Raw genomic sequence first — 23393 nt, forward strand, 5'->3', positions numbered from 1 at the left:
GGTCAGAACGGCAGGTTGTAGAGCTCCACCGCGTTACGCTCGAGGACGCGCTTGCGCACCTGCGGCGTGTAGGCGCCCAGGGTGTCGACGATGTGATCCTGGACGCCGGGATAGAGGGCGGTCGGGTGCGGGAAGTCGGTCTCGAACAGCACCTTGTTCACCCCGACCGTCTCGAGCAGCTTCTTCGGCCCGACGCTCTCGAACCAGTAGGTGCACCAGAAGTTGTCGCGCCAGTAGTCCCAGGGGCGGCGCTGGGGCGCCTGGGCCTCGTCGGCCAGCATCTCGTCGAACTGGTGCTCCATCGCCTCGACGCCGAACGGGATCCAGCCCATGCCGCTCTCGATCAGGCCGATCTTCAGCTTCGGATGGCGGTCGAGCAGGCCGGAGACCATCCAGTTGCCCATGGTCGCCAGGTTGCCGATGTAGAACATGTTCGAGGCGACCGAGATCGCCTTCTCGAACGAGAAGCTCTTCCAGACCAGCTTGTTCGGATCGATCGCGGCGTTCAGGTGGAAGTTGATCGGCGTCCCGGTGTCGTTGCAGAGCTCCAGGAAGGCCGTCCAATAGGGGTCGTCGAACGACGGAACGCCCAGGGTCTCGGGGGTGTCGGGCAGGACGAAGCCCTTGATGCCCATGTCGACGCAGCGCCGCGCCTCGGCGTCGAGCGCCTGTTTGTTCCAGAGCGGCAGGTGGCCCATGGTGAAGAGCCGCTCGCCCGACTCCGCCTGCCGCTCGGCGGCCGCGTCGTTGTAGAGCTTGAGGACCGTGAAGCCGACCTCGTCGCCGAGCCGCATCAGCGAACCGGCCTGGGTGACGCCGGAGTTCTGGTAGCAGATCTGGGCGTAGATCCCGAGGTCGTCCATGGCCTGCAGGCGGGGCTTCACCTGCCAGGCCGCGGGCGTGCCTTCGTCCAGGGTCGGGAATGCGAGGCGGCCGAGCAGCTTGTTGTGGTCCTTGCGGATAACATTGCCGCCGACGATGCCGAAGTCCTGGTCGCCGACGAACCAGCGGGTCACGCCGCCCGCGATCTTCTGGTAGGGCACCTTGTCCTTCAGCCGGGCCGGCGCGCGGCTGGTGAAGATGTCCGGCGGCTCGGTGAAGTGGGTGTCGCAGTCGACGATCTTGACGCCCTCGAGCAGCGGATGCACGCCGGTCGAATACTTGGCGTAGTCGATCTGGCGGATGATCCCGCCAGGCGAATAGCCGGTCTCGCTCCAGTAGTTCTTCGCCGCCTTGGCCAGCTCCATGTTGTCGTCAGCCATGATGTCCTCCCTGCGTCTTGTTGGTGCGATTTCTTCCCTGCGGCTTCAGCGGCCGTGAGAGATCGCCGCGCTCGATGCGTCATCGACGATGGCCTGGACGCTCTGCGCGAGCCACGCCGTCATGGTCGGGTCGGGTCGGCCGCTGCCCGGGTGTACGGTGAGCTGGAACGTGTAGAGGACGTAACCGCTGCACAGGGCCAGGATCTGCCGCGCGCGGGCCTCGCCGTCGGCCGAGCCCAACCAGGCCGCCATCGGGGCGACCGCAAGGTCGTGAAGCACGCGCGTGGCGATCTCCCGCGCCTCCTCGTGGGCCGTCGCCAGCACGCACATGGCGTGCGGGTTCATGTCGTGGTCCGGGTCCGTAAGCTGCCCGGCGATGAACGCCCCGTACTGGTCGCGCGGCGGAAACACCGGTTCGGAGTTCAGCGCGTCGCGCAGGGCCGCCTCGAACAGGCCCGCCTTGCTGCCGAAGTATCGCAGCAAGATCGTGGACGAGAGGCCCAGATCGCCTGCGATGTCTCGAATTCCGCATTCGGAATAGCCTCGCCTCGAGAACCACTGCTTCGCCACAACGAGAATTCTCGCTCGAGTGGCCGCGGCGTCGCCCTTTGACAGCTCTTCGACTTGGTTCATGTGGCCAGAGCTATCCACGAATTCCCGTCAGGACAACAGCCTGTTATCAAGTGGTAACCCGCTTGTTACCGAGTGTCTACAACCCTTTCGCGCTGGACAACCGTCTGTTATCACCTGATTACACGTTCGTAAGAGAGCCATTTTCGAATTGGCCGACGGAGGAGATGCGGTGCTGGCTGACCATGTCGCAGCGAAGGGAAGGCTTGTCGTTATCAGCGGCGCCGGATCCGGTTTGGGCCGCGCGCTGGCGCGACGGCTGGCCGCGGACGGCGACACGATCATCCTGCTCGGACGCACCCTCGCCAAGCTCGAGGCGGTGGCGGCCGAACTCGGGCCGCGTTCCCATCCCGTAGTGTGCGACGTCGCGAACGCGCAGTCCGTCCGGGCGGCCTTCGCCGAGATCGCTGAGCGGAGCCCCAGGATCGACGTCCTGATCAACAATGCCGCGATCTATCAGCCGACCCTCGTGAAGGACGCCAAGGACCTACAGATCGAGGCGGCCGTCACGACGAATTTTGCGGGGCCGATCTATTGCTCGCGCGCCGCCATCCCGATGATGGGACGCGGCGGACACATCCTCAACATCAGCAGCGAGACCGTGGGATTGCCCCACGCGATGTTCTCTCTCTACCAGAGCAGCAAGGCGGGGCTGGAGCGTTTCTCGGAAGCCTTGCGCGCGGAGCTGGAGCCGGACGGGATCCGGGTGACCATGGTGCGCGCCGGCCAGATGACGGACGAGGAATCCACAGCCCCGAGCGCCGATCCCGAGGTGCTGCGCCGCTTCGCGGAGGAGAACCTCAAGAGAGGTCTGGATTTCCGCCAGCGGCCGATCAGCACCTTCGGATCCGTGGCGGACCTGATCCGCGCCCTGACCCACCTTCCTGACGACCTCAACGTGCCTCAGATCGTGCTCGAGGCGCGCCGTCCCTGACGGGCTGGCCTTCGAGCGCGAGGCGCAATCTGCCAAGGAGCCCTGCCGTGGAAATGCTTTCCGAAACCAAGCTCTACATCAATGGCGTGGTGCGTCCCGCGGCCGGCGACAGGACATATGAGACCGTCGGGCCCTGGACCGGCGAGGTGGTCGGCAAGGCGGCGGATGCTTCGGCCGAGGACGTCAACGAAGCCATCGCGGCGGCGCGCCGGGCCTTCGATGCGACGGACTGGTCCACCAACCACCAAGCCCGGTTCGAGCTCGTGAAGCGGCTCTACGAGCTGCTGCAGGCGAACGAGGAGCGGATCTCGACGCTCTGCCGGGTGCAGGGCGGCTCGGCCCTGGGCTTCGTGCCGCGCGCGCAGGTCGGCATGGCGCTGGGCTGCTACAAGGAACTGCTCGACCTCTTCCCGCAGGTTCGGTGGGAGAAGGATCGTGGCGAAGCCGGGCCGCCGCAATACCGCAGCCATCGGAAGATCGTCTACGAAGCCGTCGGCGTCGTCGGCGCGATCACCCCGTGGAACGTCCCGCTCTACGTCAACATCGGCAAGGTGGTCTCGGCCCTGCTGGCCGGCTGCACGGTGATCCTGAAGCCCGCCCCCGACACCCCGGGCCCGGGCGCCGTGATGGGCGAGCTCGCGGCTGAAGCCGGCTTCCCGCCGGGGGTCTTCAACGTGGTCACCGGCGCCGATCCGGCCATGGCCGGCGAGATGCTGGTGCTCGATCCGCGCGTCGACCTGATCAGCTTCACCGGCTCCACCGGCGTCGGCAAGCGGATCATGGAGAAGGGCGCGGCGACCCTGAAACGGGTCTTCCTCGAGCTGGGCGGCAAGTCGGCGAAGATCGTCCTCGACGACGTGCCGAACTTCGCTCAGGAGGTCGCCTCGACCATGCTGGTCGGCCACGCAGGGCAGGGCTGCGCGGTGCAGTCGCGGCTGCTCGTATCCAGGAAGCGTTACGCCGAGGCCGTCGAGATCCTGCGCGGGGCCTACGCGGCCTACGAAGGCAAGTGGGGCGATTTCGACGACCCGTCGCAGGTCATGGGCCCGGTCATCTCCAAAAAGCAGATGGAACGGGTGATGGGCTACATCGACCTCGGCGTGCGCGAAGGCGCCACCCTGCTCGCCGGCGGCAAGACGCGGCCCGAAAAGGGCGGCGGCTGGTTCATCGAGCCGACCTGCTTCGTCGATGTGACGAACGACATGCGCATCGGCCGGGAGGAGATCTTCGGGCCGGTGCTGGTCGTCATCCCCTACGAGGACGAGGAAGACGCCATCCGCATCGCCAACGACAGCGACTATGGCCTGTCGAGCGGCGTCGCCTCGGGCGATCTCGACCGGGCGCTACGGCTCGCCGGCCGCATCCGGGCGGGCTCCGTCAGCGTCAACGGCGGGATGTGCATCGCCGGCGACCTGCCCTTCGGCGGCTACAAGATGAGCGGGATCGGCCGCGAGTGGGGCGTCGAAGGGATCGAGGAATACCTCGAGAGCAAGGTCGTCGCCTGGCGCGTCTGACTTGAGCCTAGGGCCGACGGCCCAGCCGCCACGTCAACCGGCGCCGTGCGGGCTGACGAGCTCGGCGGGCGGGAAGGGCGGGCCGCCACGCGGGGTTTCGCCGCCGGCCTCCCGGGCCGCATCCCACAACTGTTCAGCCAGCCGCGCCGCGGCGGCCGGCTCGAGCCTGGCGACGCCGCCGGGCGTTCCCAGGGTGACGCACGACCCGTCCACGCCGACGGCCCAATTCTCGGGGGAGGCGTCCGACGCGACGGGTGTTGGAGTTTCCATGACCATGTCCAGGAAAACCGAAGCCGGCGCGTGCGGTTCCGGATCGCTCGGCATCTGGCCGAGGCTGCGTCAATCCCAGCGGATCGGCAGCGTCTCGACCGCCAGGACGTTGCCGCCTCGGAAGCCGATCGGCTGCTCGGGATCGAGGCGGAAGGCCGGCAGGCGCTGCAGCAGCTCGGCGTAGAGCACCTGCAGCTCGAGGCGCGCCAAGTGTGAGCCCAGGCAGCGGTGGACGCCAGCCCCGAACGCAATGTGCGCCTTGTCGTCGCGCGTCAAGTCGAAGGCCTCGGGCGTGTTCCAATGCCCCGGGTCGAGCCCCGCCCCGGCGAGGGAGAACATCACGCGGTCGTTCCGCTTCAGCAGCCAGCCGCCGAACTCCATGTCCTCAGTCGCACGCCGGACCAGGGTGACGAAGCTGTAGCGCCGCAGCATCTCCTCGACCGCCTCCGGGATCAGTGAGGGATCGGCGCGCAGCCGCGCCTGGAGATCCGGATCGGCGGCCATGTGGCGAACGGCATGGCCTATGGCGTTGATGACGGTGTCCAGCCCGGCGATGAACAGGAGGACGCAGAAATCCTCCATGATCTCCATGGTCATCGGCTCGCCGTCGATCTCGGTGGCCCAGAGCAGGCTGATGAGGTCGTCGCGCGGATCATCCCGACGCGCGCGGATCGCCTCGCCGAGGGCGTCGGCGATGTTGCGCATCCGCCTGGCGCTTTCCATCGGGTCCAGGACGCCGGGTGCCAGGAGCTTGTGCACGAGCACGCGGAAGTCAGCCAGCCGCTCCCCCGGCAGGCCCATCATCCTCAGGAACACCAGCACCGGCAGCGGCTCGGCGACGGCGGCGACGAAGTCGCAGCGGCGCTGATCCGCCACCGCCTCGATCAGGCGGGCGGCGAGGGCGCGGATCTCCTCCGTGCGCGCCTTGATCGCCTTGGGGCCGAAGGCGGCGGCGAGCGCCGCCCGGTATTTGCCGTGATCCGGCGGGTCGAGCGAGATCGGCCGCACGCGCGGGACGTGCGGCGCGCCCGGCGGCAGCATGCGCAGCATGGCCGCCTGATGTTCGCGCGGCGCGGACTCGCTGGAGAACCGCTGCCAGTCGCGAGCCACCTCGAAGACGGCGTCGTGGCTCATCGCCACCCAGTGGCCGTGGTTGCGCGGGGTCCAGAAGACCGGTGGCGCCTCGCCCAGGATCTGACGCACGCGTTCGTGCGGATCCTTCAACAGGCCCGGGTCGAGAAACATGTCGAAGTCGTAGACCGCCGCGTCGGGCACATGGCCCGGCTGCGGCGCCGGAGGACTTAGGCCGACACCGTTCATGACGGGTCTCCGTGAGGGCTGCGCGTGGCGCGAGGCCGCCGAAAGTCCAGCAGGATCCCAGGCTAAAATACAAGCGCTCGGTTGATCGCCGTCAGCGGGGCGTCCGGATGGCGCGGGCGAGCGTGTCCAGCCGCGCCCGACGGGCTGCGAGGGGGGCGACAGCCTCGACGCAGAACAGGGTGGTCCGGCCACGGGGCGTCTCCAGCACGTGGACGAGGGTCGCTTGCTCGCCTCGTTCGTCCAGGGCCGTCGCCACCGCGCCGACCAGACCGCCGGCCTCGAACCGTTCGACCGTGACGGTTCCGTACAGCGTCTCGAGTTGTCGCCGCACCCGCTCGCGCCAGGCGACGCTGTCGGTCAGGGCGTCCATCCGGGCCTGCGACGGGACGTCGGCCCTGGCGGCGTAGACGATGCGGCACAGCGGGACGCCGTCGGCCGCCACGTTGATCTGCGCATCACCGGACAGCGGTTCCGCCACCCGGGCGGTGAAGCCGGCGGGAGGATCCACGGCCAGGCCGGTCCTGGGCTCGGTGACCATCTCGGCGCGCACGGCGCCGGAGGCGGCTCCGGCCAGGATGAGCGCGACCGCGCACCGCCTGACCGAAGGCGAGGCCACTATCGGTCGCGCCATCGATCCCCTCCCAGCCTCGCGAAATTCGACTCAAGGTGGTGGGAAAAGGCGCCGATCGTTTGGCGAGGGCGAAGGGACGGCCAGAAAGGCGACGACGGGCGGCCAGGGTCGCCACGACGGACCGCCGGCCGAGGCCGGCCGGCGGTCGAGCCTGGGCGCTAGCTGAAGACGAAATCGCCCGCGGTCAGCTGGGCGACAGTGACGCCTCGCACGAGCACGTCGTTGTCCGTGTCGAGGCTGATCAGAACCCCGTCGGACGTGGTCTGGAAGTGGCTGGACAGGTCCGCAAAGTCGCTGAAGCCAAAGTCAGCGATTTCGATCAGGTCCTTCCCCAGTTCGAAGTCCATGATCTGATCGTGTCCGCCACCCGGGTGGAAGAGGAAGAGGTCAGCGCCGGTCGTGGCTGTCGCGGATACGGTCGCCGCATCGCCCCACATCTGATCGGCCGTGCTGGAGTCCCCGACCAGGGTGTCTTCGCCGCCATGCGCATTGCCCAGCAGCTCTGCGCCATCGCCGAAGAGCGTGCTCTCGAAGGAGGGATAGTCCAGCCTTCCTGTCACCACGTCGTTGCCGCCCTGGGCGTCGTCCGTCAGCGTCTTGGCGTCGCCATAGGCGGTGCGGGCCGTCACGATGTCGTCGCCCCCGACGGAATGCCCGCTCATAATCTCCGCGTCGCCATACCCCAAGGTGGTCGATCCGTGAGGGCCGCCGCCGCTGAGCACGACCACGTCATCGCCGCCGTGGGCATAGTCCGTAAGGAAGTTGGCGTCGCCTATGCCGACGGACAGGGTCATGCCCAATGGGTCCACGAGGTCGTTGCCGCCCGTGGCGTGCCCGCTCAGCCTTTCGGCATCGCCAATCGCGGTCGCTATGCTGTTCGCGCCAGGTCCGGCGAACGCGACGATCCAGTCATCGCCGCCGCTTGCGTAATCCGTGATGAAGAGTGAGTCACCGAACACCGTGATGGCAGGCCCGTCCGGCGCAGGCGAGGAGTTGTGCCCAAAGTTCAGGATGTTGTCACCGCCCCGCGCGTGGTCCTTCAGCCCAGTCGCGTTGCCAAGGTGGTACACCAAGCGTGTTGGGGGGTATGCGTCGTTCATGGCGGAGCCGTATCCGCCTCCCACCACGGCATGGCCGCCGACAATTGTGTTCCCGCCGTCGCCGTAGAAGATCCATCCGCCGTTATAGATCGCCAACGCCTTCGCTGCCGACTTGTTGCCGGCCGCGTCGGTCGCGGTCACCCAGAAGTCGTACGGCCTGTCGTCGGCCACACCGGACAGCGTCAGATTCCAGTTGCCGTCCGCGTCGGCCACGAGGGCGCCCAGGGGTGTGGTCGGGCCTTCCGAGACGGTGATGGTCGCGCCTGGTTCGGTCCCGCCGGTGAACAGGAGGGTTCCAGGCGCGGTCTCCTGCACCAAGTTGATGAACGCCGGCGGCGCGTGGGTGTCGACGGTGAAGGCCAGGGCTGCGCTGGGCGCGCTGGTGTTGCCGGCCTTGTCGGCGGCCGTGGCGGTGAGGCTGTGGTCGCCGTCGGCGAGCTTGCCCAGCGTATAGCTCCACGTGCCTGTCCCACTCGCCTGGACCTGGCCCAGCTTGGTCGCCCCGTCATAGACGGTGACGAAGGCGTAGGCCTGGGCCTTGCCGGTGAGCGCCTGGTTGGCGACGTCGTGGGCGGCGTTGACATAGCCGCCGACGATCTTGGCGTCGGCGAGGTTGGTGGGCGCGCCCGGCGCATGGGTGTCGACCGTGAAGGCCAGGATGTCGCTGCGGTCGCTGGTGTTGCCGACGATGTCGGTGGCCGTCGCCGTCAGCTTGTGGGCGCCCTCGGAGAGCTGCCCCAGGGTGAAGCTCCAGGTCCCGTCGCCGCCGGCCTTGACGATCCCCAGCTGGGTTTCGCCGTCGTAGACGGTGACCGTGGCGCCCGCGTCGGTCTTGCCGGTGAAGGCCTGGCTGGCGGTGTTGTGCTCCGCGTTGACGTAGCCCTTCGAGATCGCGGCGTCGGCCAGGGTTCCGGGCTTGGACGGCGGCCGGGTGTCGACCTTGAAGCTCAGGATCTCGCTCGCGGCGCTGACGTGTCCCTCCGCATCGACGGCGGTGGCGGTCAGCTTGTAGGGCCCGTCCGCCAGCCGCCCGAGCGTGAAGCTCCAGGCCCCGCTCTCGTCGGCGACAGCGGTCCCGAGCTGGGTCGCGCCGTTGTACACCCTGATCGTGACGCCGGCGTCGGCCAGGCCGGTCAGCGCCTGGCTCGCCGTGTCGCGGACGTTGTTGACGTAGCCGTTGACGATGGCGGAGTCCGCCAGGCCGCTGGGCGGCGCAGGCGTGGAAGAGCTCAAGTTGGTCATTGGCATCGTCGTCCCCTCACATGTTCTGTTGCCGGTGAGGTTAATGTTGTGCACAACTTAAAATTGTCAAACCCTATTTATGTTGCCTCAAGTCCGCGTTCGCCATATTTTGATCTGTGAAAGTCCTATTTTCGCCATGATATCGCCACGCTGGATTTGGCGTTCGCAGCAAGCCTTTCCAGTGAACATGGCCATGTAGGCCGCACCGTCAGGCTGATTGACCGCGGCCGCTCCACTCCATAGTGTGGTTGAGAACATTGTTCTCGGCGAGGGCGGGAATTCAAATGGCCGATAAATCGACGCCGCGTCGTGCGCCGGAAATGGAGCGCGCCTTAGCGCCGGACCGGGACGCGATGATCGTTTCGTTTTGCGAGGCCTTCGCCGATGATCCGGGTCTGAGCTGGATCTGGCCGGATCGCGAGGACCGCCTTCGGCGGCTGCCCCATTTCTTCAAGTCCATCGTCGAGGGCACGATGGCCAATGGCGTCGCCCTTCGATCGGCCAAATCTGAGGCCGTCTCGCTCTGGAGGCGACCGGGCCGCATCAATCCGGGCAGGATCGAAATTCTCCGCGGCCTGCCCAGCCTAGCGCGTGCGTTCAAAGTCGGCCGGGAGCGGTCGTCGCTGATGAGCTCAACCCTGAGGGCGAAGCAGCCGACCGGCTTTCCGTGGTGGTATCTTCAGTTCATCGGGGTCCGTCCTGCCGCGCAGGGGATGGGATTGGGAGGCGCGGCTGTCCGTGATGGACTTGAGCTCGCACGGGCGGCGCGCATGCCCGTCTATGTCGAAGTCATGAACCCGGCGAACGTGGGATATTACCACCATGTCGGGTTCGACACGGTCGACGAGTTCGACATCCCCGATGCGGGACCGCACGTTTGGGCGATGATCTGGCGCGGCTGAAACTCGCCCGCCCCCGATGCTCCCCGCGGATCCGCTCCGCATCGGTGAGGCCGGCGACACGGACGAGCGGATAGCCGGGTAGGGCGGCTACCTTATCAGTAGAGCTTGGCGTTGCTCTCCTCAGTCAGATCGTCGAACACCTTTTCGACCTCCGGCCGCTGCAGCGCATCCGCATAGATCTTGCCGAACGAAATGTGGGTTGGCGCGTCCCAGGTCTCGGGGTTCCACAGGCCAGCGCGCCTGGCCGAGCGGACGCAGTGGAAGGCGGCGCGATCAATCTCGATCCTGATGATCAGCACCGCGGGCTTGCCCTCGGCGGAAAGCCGCTCACAGGCCTCAGGATCGTCGATCAGCGTCGCGCGGCCGGAAATGCGCAGCACTTCGTCCGTCGCAGGACGGACCATCATCAGACCCACCCGAGGGTCAGCGAGGATGTTGCTCAGGCCAAGTGCGAACTGGTTGCCCTTGCGCTCTGGGATCAAGAGGGTGCGGTCGTCGACGATCTCGACAAATCCTGGGTGGTCGCCCTTGGAGCTGACCTCCAGCCCCCAACCGCCGACGGTCGAGAGGGCCAGGAAAGGGCATCGCTGAATGAAGGCGACGCCCTGGTCGCACAGTCGATCGCGGATCTTGGCGAAAGCGGTCGGCCTGGGCTCTGGGATCAGCGCCCGCAGCGCCTCTTGGGTCAGGATCTGCGCCATTCATTCCTCGCTGTCGGGCCGCCGTGGTGAGGTGATCGCGCTGTTGGGCTCAGTCGGAGCCTCAGGTCCAGCGAACAGCGTAATGTTGATGGCTGACCTCTGCCAAGCCATGGGGCGTCCGTGATCGCCCGCGCGATCCGGTCGGCTGTGGGCCGAAATGGCGAATTCAGTGAGCATGCTGTCGGGCCGTAGCCTTGTGGCGGAGATTGGATCCGGGCGATGATCGGCGGGCAACGGCCCCCTCGAGGGTCCGACTGAAAATCAGCGCAAGGCTTTCATACGGCCGCGCCATGGGAGGATCGGATCATCTTAGAGTACGCCCCGCGCCCGCCTTCGGGTGAGGCAGGTTGGAAGCCCGCTCGCTCCGGCGTGCTGGCCGCCCACCCCTGGGCCGCCGTCGCGCTGCTCATGCTGGTGACGATCCTCAACAACATGGACCGTTTCCTGCCGTCGATCCTCGCCGAGCCGATGAAGCGCGAGCTTGGGCTCAGCGACACCTTCCTTGGCGTGCTGAACGGCATCGGATTCCTGGTCATCTATGCGGTCGCCGGCATACCGATCGCCAGGTTCGCCGACCGTGGCCGCTTCGGCGCCGTGATCAGCGCCTCCCTGGCCGGCTGGAGCTTGATGACCGCCCTGGGCGGGCTCGTCACCTCGGGCTGGCAGCTCGCCGCGACACGCGCTGGGGTGGCGCTCGGCGAGGCGGGCAGCACGCCGGCGGCTCACGCCTACATTTCTCGAAACTTTCCGCCGGAGCAGCGGCCCGGGGCCTTGGCGCTTCTGACCTTGGGCGCGCCGCTCGGGATGATGGCCAGCCTCGTGGTCGGCGGCGTCGTCGGTGAACTGCTGGGCTGGCGGCGGACGTTCATGGTGATGGGCGGCCTCGGCCTCATACTGGCGCCGATCGTGCTGATCGCGCTCGGCCGTGGGCAGCCGCTTCCCAGCCGGGCGGCCGACCCTGCGACGGCGGACCTGAGGTCCATCCTCCGCAAGCCCAGCGTGCTGGCGCTCTGCGCCGCGAGCGGCTTCATTGCGCTTGGCGGCTACGCTTCCGGGGCCTTCTCGCCCGCCTTCCTGATCCGAGCGCACGGGATGTCCGTCGGGACCGTCGGCCTGCAGCTGGGCCTGCTCAACGGCGGCCTCGGCGTCCTCGCAATGCTCGCCATGAGTTGGCTCGGCGGACGGCTCGCCCGGCGGGACCCCCGCTGGCCGCTGGCCCTGCTCACGCTGCTGGCCCTGGTCGCCATCCCGTTCGGCGTCGCGGGGTACCTGTTCGCCGAGGGGACCGGGGCCGTCCTCTGCATCGCCATCAGCAATCTGGTCGGCGGGGCCTACCTGGCCCTTACCGTGGCCTGCCTCCACAGCCTCGCACCCGTGACGGTGCGGGCGCGCATCTCCGCGGTTCTGCTGTTCTGCACGGCCATGATGGGGGGACTGGGCCCGCTGTTCGCCGGGATGATCAGCGATGTGCTTACACCGACCTATGGCGTCGAGGCGCTCGGGCGCGCTCTGCTGATCGTCCCCGCCAGCCTCGTCCTCGCCGCGGCCTGCTTCATCGCCGCAGCGGCGAACTTCCGTCGCGACATGGTCGAGGAGCGCGTCACCGACTGAGCATCGCTCGCGGTGAACTATCGCCGGTAGCCGTCGTGAAGGCATGCTTGGCGGGGATCGACCGGCTCGATCCGCACCTTCACACCTTTATTTTCGTGGACCGTGAGGGCGCGCTGGAAGCTGCGCGGCGCGCCGAAGCGAAGGCATTGTTTAATTTGACGACTTTTATGGGAGTGGAATTTTGGACAAGCAAACGGCGCAGACGCGAGCGAACAAGACGGCCGTGGTCACGGGCGGTGGACGGGGCTTCGGCAAGGCCTTCGGACACGCGTTGGCGAGGGATGGCGCCCATGTGGTGTTGGTCGACATCGATGGCGGCGCCGCGGAAGCTGCAGCAGCCGAAATCCGGGCGGTGGGCGGCGCGGCGACCGGCCTCGCCGGTGACGTGACCAACGAAGCGCGCATGGGCGAGGTCATGGCCCAGGCCGCCGCGATCAATGGCGGGATCGATATCCTGATCAACAACGCGGGCCTTCATAGCGACGAATACGGCCAGCCGATCCGCAAGATGGGCCTTGCCAAGGTGAAGCGGCTGTTTGACGTGAACGTCATCGGCGTCGTCGCCTGCACGCTGGCCGCGGCGCCCCACATGAGCGGACGAGCGGGCGCCTGCATCGTCAACATCTCGTCGTCGGCGGCGCACATGGGCGGCTCGGCCTATGGCGACAGCAAACTGGCGGTCGCCGCGCTTACGATCACCTTCGCGCGCGAGCTTGGCGCAGAGGGAATCCGTGTGAACGCCATATCCCCGGGCCTGATGCTTACCGAGACGATCGCCGCCGAACTGCCGGCGGCGACCAAGGCGAGGGTCAAGGCGATGCAGCTCCTGGGGGACGACGGAAAGGAGGAGCATATCGTCGACGCCCTGATGTTCCTGACCTCGCCAAGCGCGGCCTTCATCACGGGTGAGATCCTGCGTGTGACCGGCGGCATGGCGGCTGGGGTCTGACCATGGTCGCTCGGACCCGGGGTTGGCTAGGCCGCAGTCCTGGCCCGCTGAAAAGCTTGGCAGGTCGCACTTTGTCTACGCCGGTTAGAGATGTCGCGAGTTCTGCCAGATAGACATGTCAGGGCAGGGGGCCTGGGGTCGGCCGAAGGGCGGGCGCGGAGCCCTCACGCCGCGCAGCGCCCGGCCGGCGCACCCACATCGATGACGGCGAGTCTTCCGAGGCGCGCCGGCAGGCGCGCGAGGCACTTAGCCAACGACGCCGAGAAGTAGACATCCCGGGTTGGAGTGGGGCGGTTGGACGCCAGCTTCCCGGCACGAACCTCATGTCCCCGCGAGCGGATCGCCGCCGCCGATCGCCGCCGGCAGCCTGGCGATCACCTTGATCTCGAAGTCGAAGCCGGCCAGCCAGTTGACGCCGACTGCGGTCCAGTTCGGGTAGGGCGGATCACCGATCTCTTCGGCGCGGACCGACAGTACTGTCTCGATCTGTGCCTGCGGATCGGTGTGGAAGGTGGTGACGTCGACCACGTCGTCGAACCCGCACCCCGCGGCGGCCAGGACCGCGCGGAGATTGGCGAACGCCAGTCGGACCTGGTCTTCGAACACGGGCTCCGGAGAGCCGTCCTCGCGACTGCCGACCTGCCCCGACACGAAGAGGAGGTCGCCCGAGCGGATCGCTGCGGAATAGTGATGGACGTCGTACAGGGTGTGCCGGTTGGCGGGGTAGATGGCGTCACGCCTGGGCATGTTCTGTTCCTTTCTGCCGCTGCTTTGCCGCCTCGGCGGGCCGAAGCTGACCGGGCAGAGAGGAGATAGGGAACAGACGATTGGCCGACTAGACGTTGAAATCTGCATGAGCTGATGCAAAACGGCCATCAATGACCCGCCCATCGCTCAGTGATCTCACCGCCTTCATGGCGGTCGCCACCCACCGCAGCTTCCGTCGCGCGGCCGACGAACTGGGCGCGGCGCCCTCAACCTTGAGCCACGCCATACGCGCCCTGGAGGATCGCATGGGCGTGCGTCTTCTCAACCGCACCACCCGTAGCGTCTCGCCGACCGCGGCCGGCCTCCAGCTGCTCGACCGGCTCCAGCCGGCCCTGGGCCTGCTGGACGAGGCCCTGGAGAGCGTCGCGGCGTTTCGCGGAAGGGTAGCGGGCGCCGTTCGCATCAATGCGCCGCGCCTAGGGGCAGGGATCATCGTCCGAGATGTCCTGCCCCTGATGTCGGAGCGCTTTCCCGAGGTGACGGTGGACATCGTCGCCGAGGGCGAACTTGTCGACATCGTATCCGGCGGTTTCGACGCCGGCGTGCGTCTGGTCGGGATGATCCCGCGGGACATGATCGCCGCGCCGCTTTCAGGGGCGCTGCGGTTCATGTGCGTGGCCTCGCCGGCCTATCTCGATCGCGCCGGAGTTCCGACCGCGCCCGACGATCTGAAGCGACACCGCTGCATCGGCCACCGCCTGCCGAGCGGCAAGCTCTACCGCTGGGAGTTCGAGCGGGCCGGACAGGCCTTGACGGTGGACGCGGCCGGATCCGTCGTGCTCGACGACGAGGATCTCATGGTCGACGCCGCCGTCAGGGGGCTCGGCGTCGCCTATATCGCCGGCCCGGCTGCCGCCGCCGCGCTCGCCACGGGACAGGTGCGCGAAGTCCTCTCACCCTGGACGCAGGCAGCCGAAGGACTGGCCGTCTACTATCCGGGACATCGCGCAGTGCCGCCGCCGCTGCGCGCCTTCCTGGATGTCGTGCGGGAAACCAGCAAGGGTTGAGGACCCTTGAGAGCTTGGCAGGTCGCACTTGGTGTAGCTGGTCAGAGTTTTTGTCTCGATTTTTCGGGGTTTTTGTCCACGCAAGGGCCCTGAATCGGGGTGCCGATGCGTGGACAGAGATTTCGGCCATCCGAGTTCTTGTCCACGCGTCCGCCATTCATACGGAGCGGCGGTGGCTGACGTTCAGGCCGAAGCGCGCTTTTTGCGGGGCCTACCGCAACGATTGGGCAGGTGCCTCGCCAGCGAGGCTTCGAGCGTCACAGCAGCCCGGCTACGGTAGCAGCCCGCCGCTAAATTTGGCCAAAATTGTTGTCCTCCGGCGGGGGCGCCAATTTCAACCGCCTCACCTACTTGCCTGCGGGAGGATTCAAAGCTTCGTGAAAAGCTATCTCAAATGCCTTCCGTTGCCTGAGCCTCCCGCATTCGATCGCAGCTTGATCGAGCGGGTGCACGAAGCAGGGCAGGGGATCGCTGACACGACGGTGAAGGTGCTCCAGCGCGCGGCCAAAAAGGCGATCGCCGCTGGCGCGCCGCGGATCGAACTGGCCCATGTCGCCGCTGACGCCATCCAACTTCCCCCGATCGCCGCCGGCCGGAAGGTCGTGCGACGCCCGAGGCGCAGACGGCTGTGAGCGGGGCCTTCCGACACGCCCACGTGCCGCGCCCCGCAAATCGCGAACTCCTCGGCTCCTGGCTGCTGCGGCTCTCATACGGCCTCGGCGCCAGCGTCACGGACGTTCTTGGGCCAGGTGGTCTGGATGTGGACTGGCGGGCTTGTCCCCAACTGCTTGCGCGTCTAGCTCGAGAGACGGGACGACCGCGCGCGGAGCTCGAAAGGATGACTCTGAGCGAGGCTCATCGTGCTGCAGTAAGAGGTGACTTTGCGCATTCCAAGGGCGGCATGTTCGCCGGATGCCATGCCTATTGCCCCGCCTGCCGCATGGACTTCTCGACCGGACTGGAGCCGCCGGTGAGCACCATACGCGACGCAGGGATCTGGCGTCTGACTTGTGCAACCCACCGGTGCTTCCTGGATAGCTTGGAGGCGGCTCCTTCGGTGCCGCCGCGCAGAGCTCAGCGCATGAGCCGGCTTGCCCCGCTTGGCCGGAGCCAACCCACGCAGGCTCCGGCCTTCGCTCGGGCATTTGAGCGCGCAGCAGACCGGGCTCGGCGGGGCAAAAGGCTTGGCCCAGCCTGGCGGGTGCGAGAACCGGACGACTTCATCGCGGCAGCACGCGAACTCGCGAACCTAAGCCTTGTCCAGCTCGTGTTCCGGGCTTGTCGCATCTCGGCCGCATCCATCCTGATGCTTGACCCCGACCTTGCACGGCATGGGTGGGGGCGACTTCACTATGACGACCAGCTGATCGACGCCCTTCCCACTTGGCCGCGGGTTCGCGCACTGGCGAGTGCTGGCCTGTTGCTCCTGGCGCCGCAGGCTACCCGACGATTGAAGGTCGCCCATTGGGCCGCAGCCCGCGATCCTCTCGCCAAGCGGCTCCTGATCGAACAATCGCCATGGGACCTGGCGGCGCAGACTTGGAATCGCGGGACATCGGAACTCGTGTTGGAGCGCTGCAATGCCTGGCCTGAGAGGTTGCGCACCCCAGCAGCGACCGCCTGTCGGGCGGCATTGGGAAGATTTGGCCTCCGGTAGGCCGGGCGGAGGACTTGCGCGAAGGCCCGCCGCGCGATCTGATTCGGCTCATGCCGCAGGCTCAGCAGAAGGTACCTTTCGCCGAACAGGGGCGCCTGGCGCTCTCCGTCCGGCTGCCGAAACTCATGCATCACCGAATGCGGTTCTTCGCGCTGCAGAGGGGGCAGCGGGTCAACGATCTCTACCAAGAGATCCTCGAGGAGGTGCTTGACCGGCCGCTGGCGCTTGAGCCTTTCCTGCGAGCCCCGCCGTCGGACGCCGAGCCCGTCACCTTGTGGTTCGAGCCAGAGTTCATGGCGCGGTTCCGACGCATGTTGGAGGAGCGGCGCCTCACAGCGACGAATGTGGTGCTGTCGGTGTTGCTGGAGAAGTATGGGCCGGAGGAACTGCTGCGGACCTGACGAATTCGGCGCCGCGCCTTGCGCGGCGCCGCCTCCCGGAGCGGGATAGCTGTTCCCCCCCGCTCTCCGCGCGCTAAGGCCCCAGGCGCTGCGCCCCGGGCTTCAAGGAACGAGCGACTGAACCTCAAGGCGCTTGCCGTTATACTCCGCGTAGCCCTGCGACAGCGGCGCGCCCGTGGTGTCGGGGGCGAAGATGAGTTCGGCGGGCCGCTCGCCTTCGATCGGCCCGAACGTCATCTTGAGCTTCATCACCCCTGGATTGGCGCCGGACAGCGTCACATCGGCGGTGTAGGTGGAGCGGCCGCGCGGGTTGGACTGCATCGTCTCGCGCCCCGAATAGACGCTCGTTCCCTCGTCGCTGAAGTTCACGTAGGTCTTTTCGATCGCGCCCTGGGGCGTGCGGCGATACGTGATGTGCCCCGACGTGCGGCCATAGACTTTGACGTCGATGTCCTGCGATTTGGCGGCGTAGGTCTTCACCACGGACATGTCGGTAATCGCATACGGCATGTGGGTCGGCGTCGGCTTCGCCGCGACCGCGGGGCCGGGCTTGTAGTCGAGCAGGCGGACGATCTGGACGCGGCGCGGGCCGCCGCCGCGCGCCCCTTCCACCCACATCGCCTTGGTGCTGCTCGGATGCCACGACATCGGCGAGCGGAAGACCCATTGGTCCGCGGTGTTGAGATTGGTCCCGAGATAGCCCTGTTGGCTCTTCGAGGCGGCGATCTCGGTCAGCGCCGGACCTACGTTGCCGTTGCGCCCCGCCCGCACGCCGGTGACGCCGTAGGTGTAGGCGACCATGTTGAGGCCCATGTTCAGGCTGTCGGGGTAGGGCCGGGGCATCATCCCCAGGATCGCCAGGTCGGTGGTCGGCGAAAAACGCGTCGTCATCACCATGCCGAGTCGCTCGTCCGGCGAGAAGATCGTCGTCTCGTCGTAGCCGCGGGAATTGGTGATCGCCTCAATCTCGCCGGTGGCGAGGTGATGAACGACGGAGTCGGCGATGTCGCTCTTGCGCGCCCCGGCAAGCGAGATGGCGGCGCCGCCGTGGACGAACTGCTTGACCTCGCCGCCCCGAACGACCTGCGGGATGACGCCGTCCGGATGTTTCGGGTCCTTCTCGAAGGGATCGAGCGTGCTGACGATCTGCGGATCGGCGATCACATAGCCCGCCCCCTCCTTCCGCAACTCACCGGTGAAGACGAGGGCCGAGTAGTTGGCCAACAGGGTCGTCCAGGCGATGTGGCGGTTGTCAGGGGCGACGATCATTTCCGACCATCGGTGGCCGATGTGATCGCCGTCCGCCACTTCGGCGGGGTAGGTCACGGGCAGCAGCGCCGACTTGGCGCAGTCGTCCAAGCTGGGGGCGCATTCCAAGACGAAATCGCCCATGAAGATCCGCTTGTTGTCGGGAAACATCATGTAGCGGATGCCATTGTCCTTCGGACGCGGCGGCACCGCTTGCGAGAAGATGGTGCGCGCGTTCCGGCCGTCGTCGTCCATGACCACAAGCGTGACCTGCCGCTGGTCCTGCTCCCCTTCCTGCGTGGACGAGACGAGGACCCTGCCGGACGGCGTATACATCGCGCTGCGGGGCACGAAGCCGTCAGCGAGGGGCAGGGTGTAGATCTCGTACCGGCCGGTCGACGCCGCGGCGGCGGGCGGCGCGGCGACCGCGCTGTGGGTGAAGAACGACGCGACAGCGCTGGTGGCGATAAGGCAGACGCGGACTGTGAGCGATCGCAGCTTCACTTCGAGAATCCTCCGACGGGTTCTTTTTGACTCGCTGGCTTCAACGGACCGCTTCCCACGTTCCGTTGCTTCGCATCTAGAAATATTTCGATTTCGAATCGTATGCCCCGCCACGGCAGCGGGTTAGCGCACATCGTGGCTGTAGATGTCTTCCTGGGTCAGCCAGTTCAGCATCGGCGCGCCGGCTTCGAACCGCCGGATGTTCTCGCAGATGATGTCGAGCGAGCGCGCGGTTCGATCGGGGACCGCGGGGGTCACGTGGGGCGTAATCAGGGTGTTGGGCGCATCCCACAGCCGGCTGTTACGCGGGAGCGGCTCGACCTCGAAGGTGTCGAGGCCGGCGCCGGCGATCCGTCCCTCGTACAGCGCCTGGCTCAGCGCCGCTTCGTCGACGACGGGACCCCGCGCCATGTTGATGAGATAGCCCGCCGGCCCAATCAGGCCGAGCTCGCGCGCGCCGATGAGGTGATGGGTGGCGTCCGACAAGCCCAGCACCAGCACGACGAAGTCGCTCTGAGCGAGCAGGACGTCCAGCCCGTCCCCGGCGTCGGCGCTGAACAGCTGATCGACGCCCGGCGGCGGCTCGGTGGCGCGGCGGCGGTAGCCGAGAACCCGCATGCCAAACGCCTTTGCCCGGACCGCCAGCTCCTTGCCCGTGTTGCCCAGGCCGACGATGCCGATCGTGCGGCCGTAGAGTCCGCGCAGCTGATCCTGGTCTGGGACGCCCCATTGATGGGATCGCTGGGCGTCGAGGAAGGCTGGATAGCGGTAGGCGAGGGCGAGGGCGAAGAAGAGGGCGTGCTCGGCGAGCACCGGCGCAGAACGGCCGGCGGAGCCGGTGACGATCAGTCCTGGCCGAAAGGCCTCGGGACGTGCGGCGCGGTTCAGCCCGGCGTGATCGACATGGATCCAGCGCAGCCGGCGCGCGCCAAAGAAGCGCTGGTCCGGGTCCTTCGCGAGAATGGCGACGTCCGCGCGCTGCAGCGCTAGGTCGAAACCGGATGCATCGGGGTCGGCGAACCGTAGGATCTCCGCGCCTGACAGCGCCGCTTCGAGGCGTCGCCAATGCTCGCCCTCGTAGCGCAGGGTGGTGACTACGGTCAGGCCTTCCATGGCGATTACCCAGCCCGCGCGGGAATGAGGATCGCCTGGAAGTACTTCACGTCGGGGACGTCGAGCCAGGCGTATCCCTCCGCGTCGGGCGAGCCGACCTCAATCGCGGAGCCGTCCACCAGCGACCGCGCAGGACCGCCAGCGCCCTTCACGCCCAGCCGCAGGCCGCCGATCGCCGGCGGCTCCTCGTAGGCGCTCTGACGCTGGCCGGCGTAGTTGACGAGGTGAACGACCAAGTCGCCGGCGCCGTGATCTTTGGCCCGAACCGTCACCTCGAGCGACCCTGCGCCGACCAGCTGCACCGGCGGCTGCGAGGCCTGGCAGATCAGCTGCGCGAAGAGCTCGCGGTGTTCCGGCAGGCCGTCACGGAAGTACAGCCACTCCGGAAGCCAGGGCAGGTAGATGGCCCGCCCCCTGCCGAGGCGACGGGTGAGAACGCCGGGATGGTCGTCGGGTTCGAGCTCGGGGAAACAAAGCTCCGGGGGGCCGTACTTCGGCGGCGGTAGAAGCTTCAGCTGGCGCTCCGCGTCGTCCTTCCGGTCCGTGTAGAAGTACCAGCCGTCCAGGTGCAGCAGCCGTGTCTTCGGGAAGTCCAGCTCCTCGGCGCCGATCTCCACGTAGGTCTCCAGCTTATCGGCAGCCAGGTTCAGCCGGCTCGCCGGGAAGCTATCGAGGATGAAGCCGTCGCGGGGCTGGCCGCGCTCGTCGTAGAGCCCAGTCTCCCCGGTCGCGATCAATGTGCCGCCTTGGGCGACGAAGGCGTCGAGCACGGCGGCTTCCTCGGCGCTTAGACAAGCGACGTTCGGCAGGACGATGACGTCATAGGCCGCCAACTGCTCGGCGACGTCGGCGTCGCCTATTCGCTCGTCGCTGACGAAGTCGAAGGGAATCCGGGCTTCCAGCAGCAGGCGATAGGCGCCGCGGAAGCCGTTGACGTGCTGGCGGCCGGTCGCGGTCGCGCCGGCGTGCAGATCAGTCGTCCGCGAGTGGTAGAGACCGACCCTCGCCAGCGACTTCGTGCCGACGAAGTGCTCTTGGTTGGCGCCGTGCCAGTGCATGAACTGGCGCACCGGCTCCAGCGGTGTGGCGTTGTTCTGCGCGAACGTGCCGAGCAGGTAGTAGTCGACCTGGGCGCCGTTCGCGACCGCCTGGCCAAAGCGGAGCATGTGGTGGGCCGGCGTCTCCGACGCGAACCGCCACTGATAGTCGAGGAAGTTTGTCGAGGCGCAGGCGTAGGCCTTGCCTCTGCCGACCGCCGTCCCCCAGCGGGAGAGTTCGCCGGCCTGGTGCGGCCATTCCGGCGCGGGCCGGCTGACCGCTCGCTGGAGCTCCAGACGCATGAAGTCGCAGGCGCCACGGCCATTGCCCATCACGCCCGTCTCCGGCCGAAGCGCCTTGACCGTGTCGTAGATCTGCTGCGCGACAGCCTGGCTCGTGCGCCTCTTGAACAGCAGGTAGTCCGAGTAAGCCGGGTCGCTGAAGTCCTCGCGCTCGGGAAGCCGGCGCTGGAACATCGCCGCGAAGCCGTCTTGGCAGTTCCGGCACCAGCAAATGCCGCGGTGCCTCCCGCTGTAGTCCACCGGCTGATAGCCGGTCATGTTGAAGAACGCGCCGTCGAGGGCGTAGCGCGACAGCGACTCCCGCAAGATCCGATGGGCGTAGTCCCGCGCCCAACCGCCGTTCACGCAGGCCTGGTACGTGCCGTTGTACTCCTGCGGCTCGCCGTCCTTGTTGTGGACGAACCACTCCGGATGCGCCTCGTAGGCGATGCGCGTGCCTTTCGAGAGGTCGTAGCGGCCGACCATCCTCAGCCCTTCGCGGTGTGCGCTTTCCAGCATGTCGCCGGTCAGATCCTGCGTCAGCAACGGGTTGCGCGCCTGGAGCGGCAGCTCGGTAGGATAGAAGGCGAAGATCCCGCCCACGTTGAAGGTGAGGGCGGTGGCGCCGAACTCGCGGGCCTGGCGCGCGAGCGCGTCGGGATCGAGGCTCGCGTCGGTCAGCCGCAGGTTCGTCTGCACGATCCGGTACGGCTTCTCCCACCAGGGCGAGCGATCATCAGCCACCTTCATCCCGCGTCCTTCCTGCACATGCTGGCTCCGATAAGCCGGCGCGGCGAGGGCCAAATCTCGCAGGCAAGCTCTCTCCAGCCAAAGGCGCTCATAGGCTGGTCGAAATGAATGGTCAAAGTTTTTGGCCAAAACGACATCCTGGTGCTAGCGCCTTACCCGGCCGCGGGCTAGGGTCCGCCCCCGAAGACAACCGGCTAGGGGCCGAACGCCGGCGGAGAAGGTCCGGACGCCGGGGCTGGGTCACGGGAGAGGCGCAAGTGGGCTACTTCGGAGAGTTCCGGACCAACTGGCAGGCCCTGCTGGCGACCTTCGTCGGCATCGCCACCGGCAACGCGCTCAGCCACTACACGATGAGCATGTTCGCTCCGGAGCTGATCAAGGAGTTCGGCTGGTCGAGGGCGCAGTTTGCGCTGGTCGGCTCCCTGCCCATGATCACGATGTTCCTGGTGCCGTTCGCCGGTCGGTTCACAGACCGGTTCGGCGCGCGCGTCTCCGCCACAGTCGGGTTCGCCGCGATTTCGCTGGGCTTTCTCGCCCTCAGCGCGATGACCGGCAACATCGTCGAGTTCTTCGCGATCTGGGTGGTGCAGCACGTGTTCGGCGTGCTGACCACCTCGCTGGTCTTCACCCGAGTCATCGTCGAGCGGTTCGACAAGGCGCGCGGCAGCGGCCTGTCGCTCCTCATGATCGGACCGCCGCTGTCGGGCGCCATCGTCGCCCCCGTGCTCGGCAATGTCATCGAGGCGGAGGGCTGGCGGGCCGCCTTTGTCGGCCTCGCCGTCGTCTCGGGCCTCGGGGGCCTGATCTGCGCGACGCTGCTGGGCCGCAGCAAGCGCGCCGATGCGCGGGCGGCCACGGACGGTGCGACGCCGAAGAAGACGCCGTACGCGCGCCTCACCCGCGCCGAGGTGCTCGCAGTGGCGCGCCATCCGGCCTTCCTGCTGATCGTCGGCGGCATGTTCCTGATCAACATCCCGCAGGTATTCGCCGCCTCGCAGATCAAGCTGATCGTGCTGGCCAACGGCGTGCCGGATGGGATCGCCACGTGGATGGTCTCCCTCTACGCGATCGGCGTAATCATCGGGCGGGTGATCTTCGGGCTGGCGCTCGACCGGGTGCGGGCGAACGTGGTGGCGCTGTTCGCCCTCAGCCTGCCGGCGGTCGGCTTCTTCGTGCTCGCTTCGCCGGTCGCCGCCGTGGGGCTGCTGGCCGCGGCGGTTCTGGTGATCGGCATGGCGCAGGGCGCGGAGGGCGACATCGGCGCCTACATGGTCTCGCGTCACTTCGAGCTCAAGAATTACAGCCTGATCTTCGGCTTCGTGAAGTCGGCGCTCGACGGCGGCGGCGCGGTTGGATCGCTGATCCTGAGCTATACGCTGCACACGACCGACAGCTACGCATCGTTCCTGATGTTCTCCGCCGCCACGACCGTGATCGGCGCGGTCTGCTTCTTCCTGGCTGGAGGAGGCCAGCCGAGAACGATGCGCAGCGAACCGATTGCGACTGAAGCCCGCGTGACGTGAAGGCCCGCTTAGCTCAGTCGCGGGGAATGCCGGCGAC

The 23393-nt window shown here is 67.3% G+C and carries 21 protein-coding genes; 10 read left to right on the plus strand and 11 right to left on the minus strand.

Annotated features, from left to right (window positions below; translation table 11 throughout):
• Positions 1-2: 2 nt before the first annotated feature.
• Both ACSQ2B_RS24110 and ACSQ2B_RS24115 read right to left on the minus strand, forming a co-directional pair.
• Positions 3-1262, minus strand: coding sequence for an amidohydrolase family protein (locus tag ACSQ2B_RS24110; RefSeq protein WP_436053944.1), 1260 nt, complete (start codon positions 1260-1262; stop codon positions 3-5).
• A 45-nt stretch (positions 1263-1307) separates the two neighbouring features.
• The gene (locus tag ACSQ2B_RS24115; RefSeq protein WP_436053945.1) at positions 1308-1895 is read right to left on the minus strand and encodes a TetR/AcrR family transcriptional regulator; all 588 of its coding nucleotides are present in this window, start codon (positions 1893-1895) and stop codon (positions 1308-1310) included.
• Positions 1896-2064: 169 nt separating this feature from the next.
• On the opposite strand from ACSQ2B_RS24115, the gene ACSQ2B_RS24120 reads away from it, so the two are divergent.
• Both ACSQ2B_RS24120 and ACSQ2B_RS24125 read left to right on the plus strand, forming a co-directional pair.
• Positions 2065-2826, plus strand: a complete 762-nt coding sequence (locus ACSQ2B_RS24120) for an SDR family oxidoreductase (protein WP_436053946.1) — start codon at positions 2065-2067, stop codon at positions 2824-2826.
• Between the two features lie 53 nt (positions 2827-2879).
• Entirely contained in the window at positions 2880-4340 is a 1461-nt protein-coding gene (locus ACSQ2B_RS24125) for an aldehyde dehydrogenase family protein (RefSeq protein WP_436054052.1), read from the plus strand.
• Between the two features lie 33 nt (positions 4341-4373).
• Here the strand turns inward: ACSQ2B_RS24125 and ACSQ2B_RS24130 are convergent, their stop codons facing one another.
• The 4 genes from ACSQ2B_RS24130 to ACSQ2B_RS24145 form a co-directional block, all read right to left on the minus strand.
• Positions 4374-4610 (minus strand): hypothetical protein, encoded by a 237-nt coding sequence (locus ACSQ2B_RS24130; RefSeq protein ID WP_436053947.1) that lies wholly within the window; start codon positions 4608-4610, stop codon positions 4374-4376.
• A 69-nt stretch (positions 4611-4679) separates the two neighbouring features.
• Complete coding sequence (locus tag ACSQ2B_RS24135) at positions 4680-5930, minus strand: cytochrome P450 (protein WP_436053948.1); 1251 nt, start codon at positions 5928-5930, stop codon at positions 4680-4682.
• Positions 5931-6021: 91 nt separating this feature from the next.
• Complete coding sequence (locus ACSQ2B_RS24140) at positions 6022-6561, minus strand: hypothetical protein (RefSeq protein ID WP_436053949.1); 540 nt, start codon at positions 6559-6561, stop codon at positions 6022-6024.
• Positions 6562-6719: 158 nt separating this feature from the next.
• Positions 6720-8909 (minus strand): Ig-like domain-containing protein, encoded by a 2190-nt coding sequence (locus tag ACSQ2B_RS24145; RefSeq protein ID WP_436053950.1) that lies wholly within the window; start codon positions 8907-8909, stop codon positions 6720-6722.
• Between the two features lie 278 nt (positions 8910-9187).
• Here ACSQ2B_RS24145 and ACSQ2B_RS24150 point away from each other — a divergent pair, with 278 nt between their 5' ends.
• Entirely contained in the window at positions 9188-9805 is a 618-nt protein-coding gene (locus tag ACSQ2B_RS24150; RefSeq protein WP_436053951.1) for a GNAT family N-acetyltransferase, read from the plus strand.
• Between the two features lie 95 nt (positions 9806-9900).
• Here ACSQ2B_RS24150 and ACSQ2B_RS24155 read toward each other — a convergent pair whose 3' ends face one another.
• Positions 9901-10506 carry an MSMEG_1061 family FMN-dependent PPOX-type flavoprotein gene (locus ACSQ2B_RS24155; RefSeq protein ID WP_436053952.1) on the minus strand — a complete coding sequence of 202 codons (606 nt, stop codon included), beginning with the start codon at positions 10504-10506 and terminating at the stop codon, positions 9901-9903.
• Positions 10507-10875: 369 nt separating this feature from the next.
• On the opposite strand from ACSQ2B_RS24155, the gene ACSQ2B_RS24160 reads away from it, so the two are divergent.
• On the plus strand, positions 10876-12117 hold the full coding sequence (locus ACSQ2B_RS24160; protein ID WP_436053953.1) for a spinster family MFS transporter: 1242 nt from the start codon (positions 10876-10878) through the stop codon (positions 12115-12117).
• A 181-nt stretch (positions 12118-12298) separates the two neighbouring features.
• Entirely contained in the window at positions 12299-13066 is a 768-nt protein-coding gene (locus ACSQ2B_RS24165) for an SDR family NAD(P)-dependent oxidoreductase (RefSeq protein ID WP_436053954.1), read from the plus strand.
• A gap of 321 nt (positions 13067-13387) precedes the next feature.
• Here ACSQ2B_RS24165 and ACSQ2B_RS24170 read toward each other — a convergent pair whose 3' ends face one another.
• Positions 13388-13813, minus strand: a complete 426-nt coding sequence (locus tag ACSQ2B_RS24170) for a RidA family protein (RefSeq protein WP_436053955.1) — start codon at positions 13811-13813, stop codon at positions 13388-13390.
• A gap of 131 nt (positions 13814-13944) precedes the next feature.
• Here ACSQ2B_RS24170 and ACSQ2B_RS24175 point away from each other — a divergent pair, with 131 nt between their 5' ends.
• The 4 genes from ACSQ2B_RS24175 to ACSQ2B_RS24190 all read left to right on the plus strand — a co-directional run bounded on the left by ACSQ2B_RS24175 (position 13945) and on the right by ACSQ2B_RS24190 (position 16899).
• Positions 13945-14841, plus strand: a complete 897-nt coding sequence (locus ACSQ2B_RS24175; protein ID WP_436053956.1) for a LysR family transcriptional regulator — start codon at positions 13945-13947, stop codon at positions 14839-14841.
• 434 nt (positions 14842-15275) lie between these two features.
• Positions 15276-15473, plus strand: a complete 198-nt coding sequence (locus ACSQ2B_RS24180; RefSeq protein ID WP_436053957.1) for a hypothetical protein — start codon at positions 15276-15278, stop codon at positions 15471-15473.
• 23 nt (positions 15474-15496) lie between these two features.
• Positions 15497-16498, plus strand: coding sequence for a TniQ family protein (locus ACSQ2B_RS24185; protein WP_436054053.1), 1002 nt, complete (start codon positions 15497-15499; stop codon positions 16496-16498).
• Positions 16499-16512: 14 nt separating this feature from the next.
• Entirely contained in the window at positions 16513-16899 is a 387-nt protein-coding gene (locus tag ACSQ2B_RS24190) for a hypothetical protein (RefSeq protein ID WP_436053958.1), read from the plus strand.
• Between the two features lie 102 nt (positions 16900-17001).
• Here the strand turns inward: ACSQ2B_RS24190 and ACSQ2B_RS24195 are convergent, their stop codons facing one another.
• From ACSQ2B_RS24195 to ACSQ2B_RS24205, 3 genes are all read right to left on the minus strand, one after another.
• Positions 17002-18651 (minus strand): hypothetical protein, encoded by a 1650-nt coding sequence (locus ACSQ2B_RS24195; protein WP_436053959.1) that lies wholly within the window; start codon positions 18649-18651, stop codon positions 17002-17004.
• Between the two features lie 123 nt (positions 18652-18774).
• Positions 18775-19764: a D-2-hydroxyacid dehydrogenase gene (locus ACSQ2B_RS24200; protein ID WP_436053960.1), complete on the minus strand. Its 990-nt coding sequence runs from the start codon at positions 19762-19764 to the stop codon at positions 18775-18777.
• A gap of 5 nt (positions 19765-19769) precedes the next feature.
• Complete coding sequence (locus ACSQ2B_RS24205; RefSeq protein ID WP_436053961.1) at positions 19770-21833, minus strand: beta-galactosidase trimerization domain-containing protein; 2064 nt, start codon at positions 21831-21833, stop codon at positions 19770-19772.
• Between the two features lie 257 nt (positions 21834-22090).
• On the opposite strand from ACSQ2B_RS24205, the gene ACSQ2B_RS24210 reads away from it, so the two are divergent.
• On the plus strand, positions 22091-23356 hold the full coding sequence (locus tag ACSQ2B_RS24210; protein ID WP_436053962.1) for an MFS transporter: 1266 nt from the start codon (positions 22091-22093) through the stop codon (positions 23354-23356).
• Positions 23357-23393 lie beyond the last annotated feature (37 nt).

The sequence above is a fragment of the Phenylobacterium sp. LjRoot225 genome (assembly GCF_964252855.1).
Taxonomy (GTDB): Bacteria; Pseudomonadota; Alphaproteobacteria; order Caulobacterales; family Caulobacteraceae; genus Phenylobacterium.

What these genes read in the sequence shown, in the direction of transcription:
- ACSQ2B_RS24135 (WP_436053948.1), bottom strand. Translation starts at nt 5,930, where the DNA reads ATGAACGGTGTCGGCCTAAGTCCTCCGGCGCCGCAGCCGGGCCATGTG.
- ACSQ2B_RS24110 (WP_436053944.1), bottom strand. Translation starts at nt 1,262, where the DNA reads ATGGCTGACGACAACATGGAGCTGGCCAAGGCGGCGAAGAACTACTGG.
- ACSQ2B_RS24200 (WP_436053960.1), bottom strand. Translation starts at nt 19,764, where the DNA reads ATGGAAGGCCTGACCGTAGTCACCACCCTGCGCTACGAGGGCGAGCAT.
- ACSQ2B_RS24125 (WP_436054052.1), top strand. Translation starts at nt 2,880, where the DNA reads ATGCTTTCCGAAACCAAGCTCTACATCAATGGCGTGGTGCGTCCCGCG.
- ACSQ2B_RS24140 (WP_436053949.1), bottom strand. Translation starts at nt 6,561, where the DNA reads ATGGCGCGACCGATAGTGGCCTCGCCTTCGGTCAGGCGGTGCGCGGTC.
- ACSQ2B_RS24115 (WP_436053945.1), bottom strand. Translation starts at nt 1,895, where the DNA reads ATGAACCAAGTCGAAGAGCTGTCAAAGGGCGACGCCGCGGCCACTCGA.
- ACSQ2B_RS24205 (WP_436053961.1), bottom strand. Translation starts at nt 21,833, where the DNA reads ATGAAGGTGGCTGATGATCGCTCGCCCTGGTGGGAGAAGCCGTACCGG.
- ACSQ2B_RS24150 (WP_436053951.1), top strand. Translation starts at nt 9,188, where the DNA reads ATGGCCGATAAATCGACGCCGCGTCGTGCGCCGGAAATGGAGCGCGCC.
- ACSQ2B_RS24170 (WP_436053955.1), bottom strand. Translation starts at nt 13,813, where the DNA reads ATGCCCAGGCGTGACGCCATCTACCCCGCCAACCGGCACACCCTGTAC.
- ACSQ2B_RS24175 (WP_436053956.1), top strand. Translation starts at nt 13,945, where the DNA reads ATGACCCGCCCATCGCTCAGTGATCTCACCGCCTTCATGGCGGTCGCC.
- ACSQ2B_RS24145 (WP_436053950.1), bottom strand. Translation starts at nt 8,909, where the DNA reads ATGCCAATGACCAACTTGAGCTCTTCCACGCCTGCGCCGCCCAGCGGC.
- ACSQ2B_RS24155 (WP_436053952.1), bottom strand. Translation starts at nt 10,506, where the DNA reads ATGGCGCAGATCCTGACCCAAGAGGCGCTGCGGGCGCTGATCCCAGAG.
- ACSQ2B_RS24130 (WP_436053947.1), bottom strand. Translation starts at nt 4,610, where the DNA reads ATGGAAACTCCAACACCCGTCGCGTCGGACGCCTCCCCCGAGAATTGG.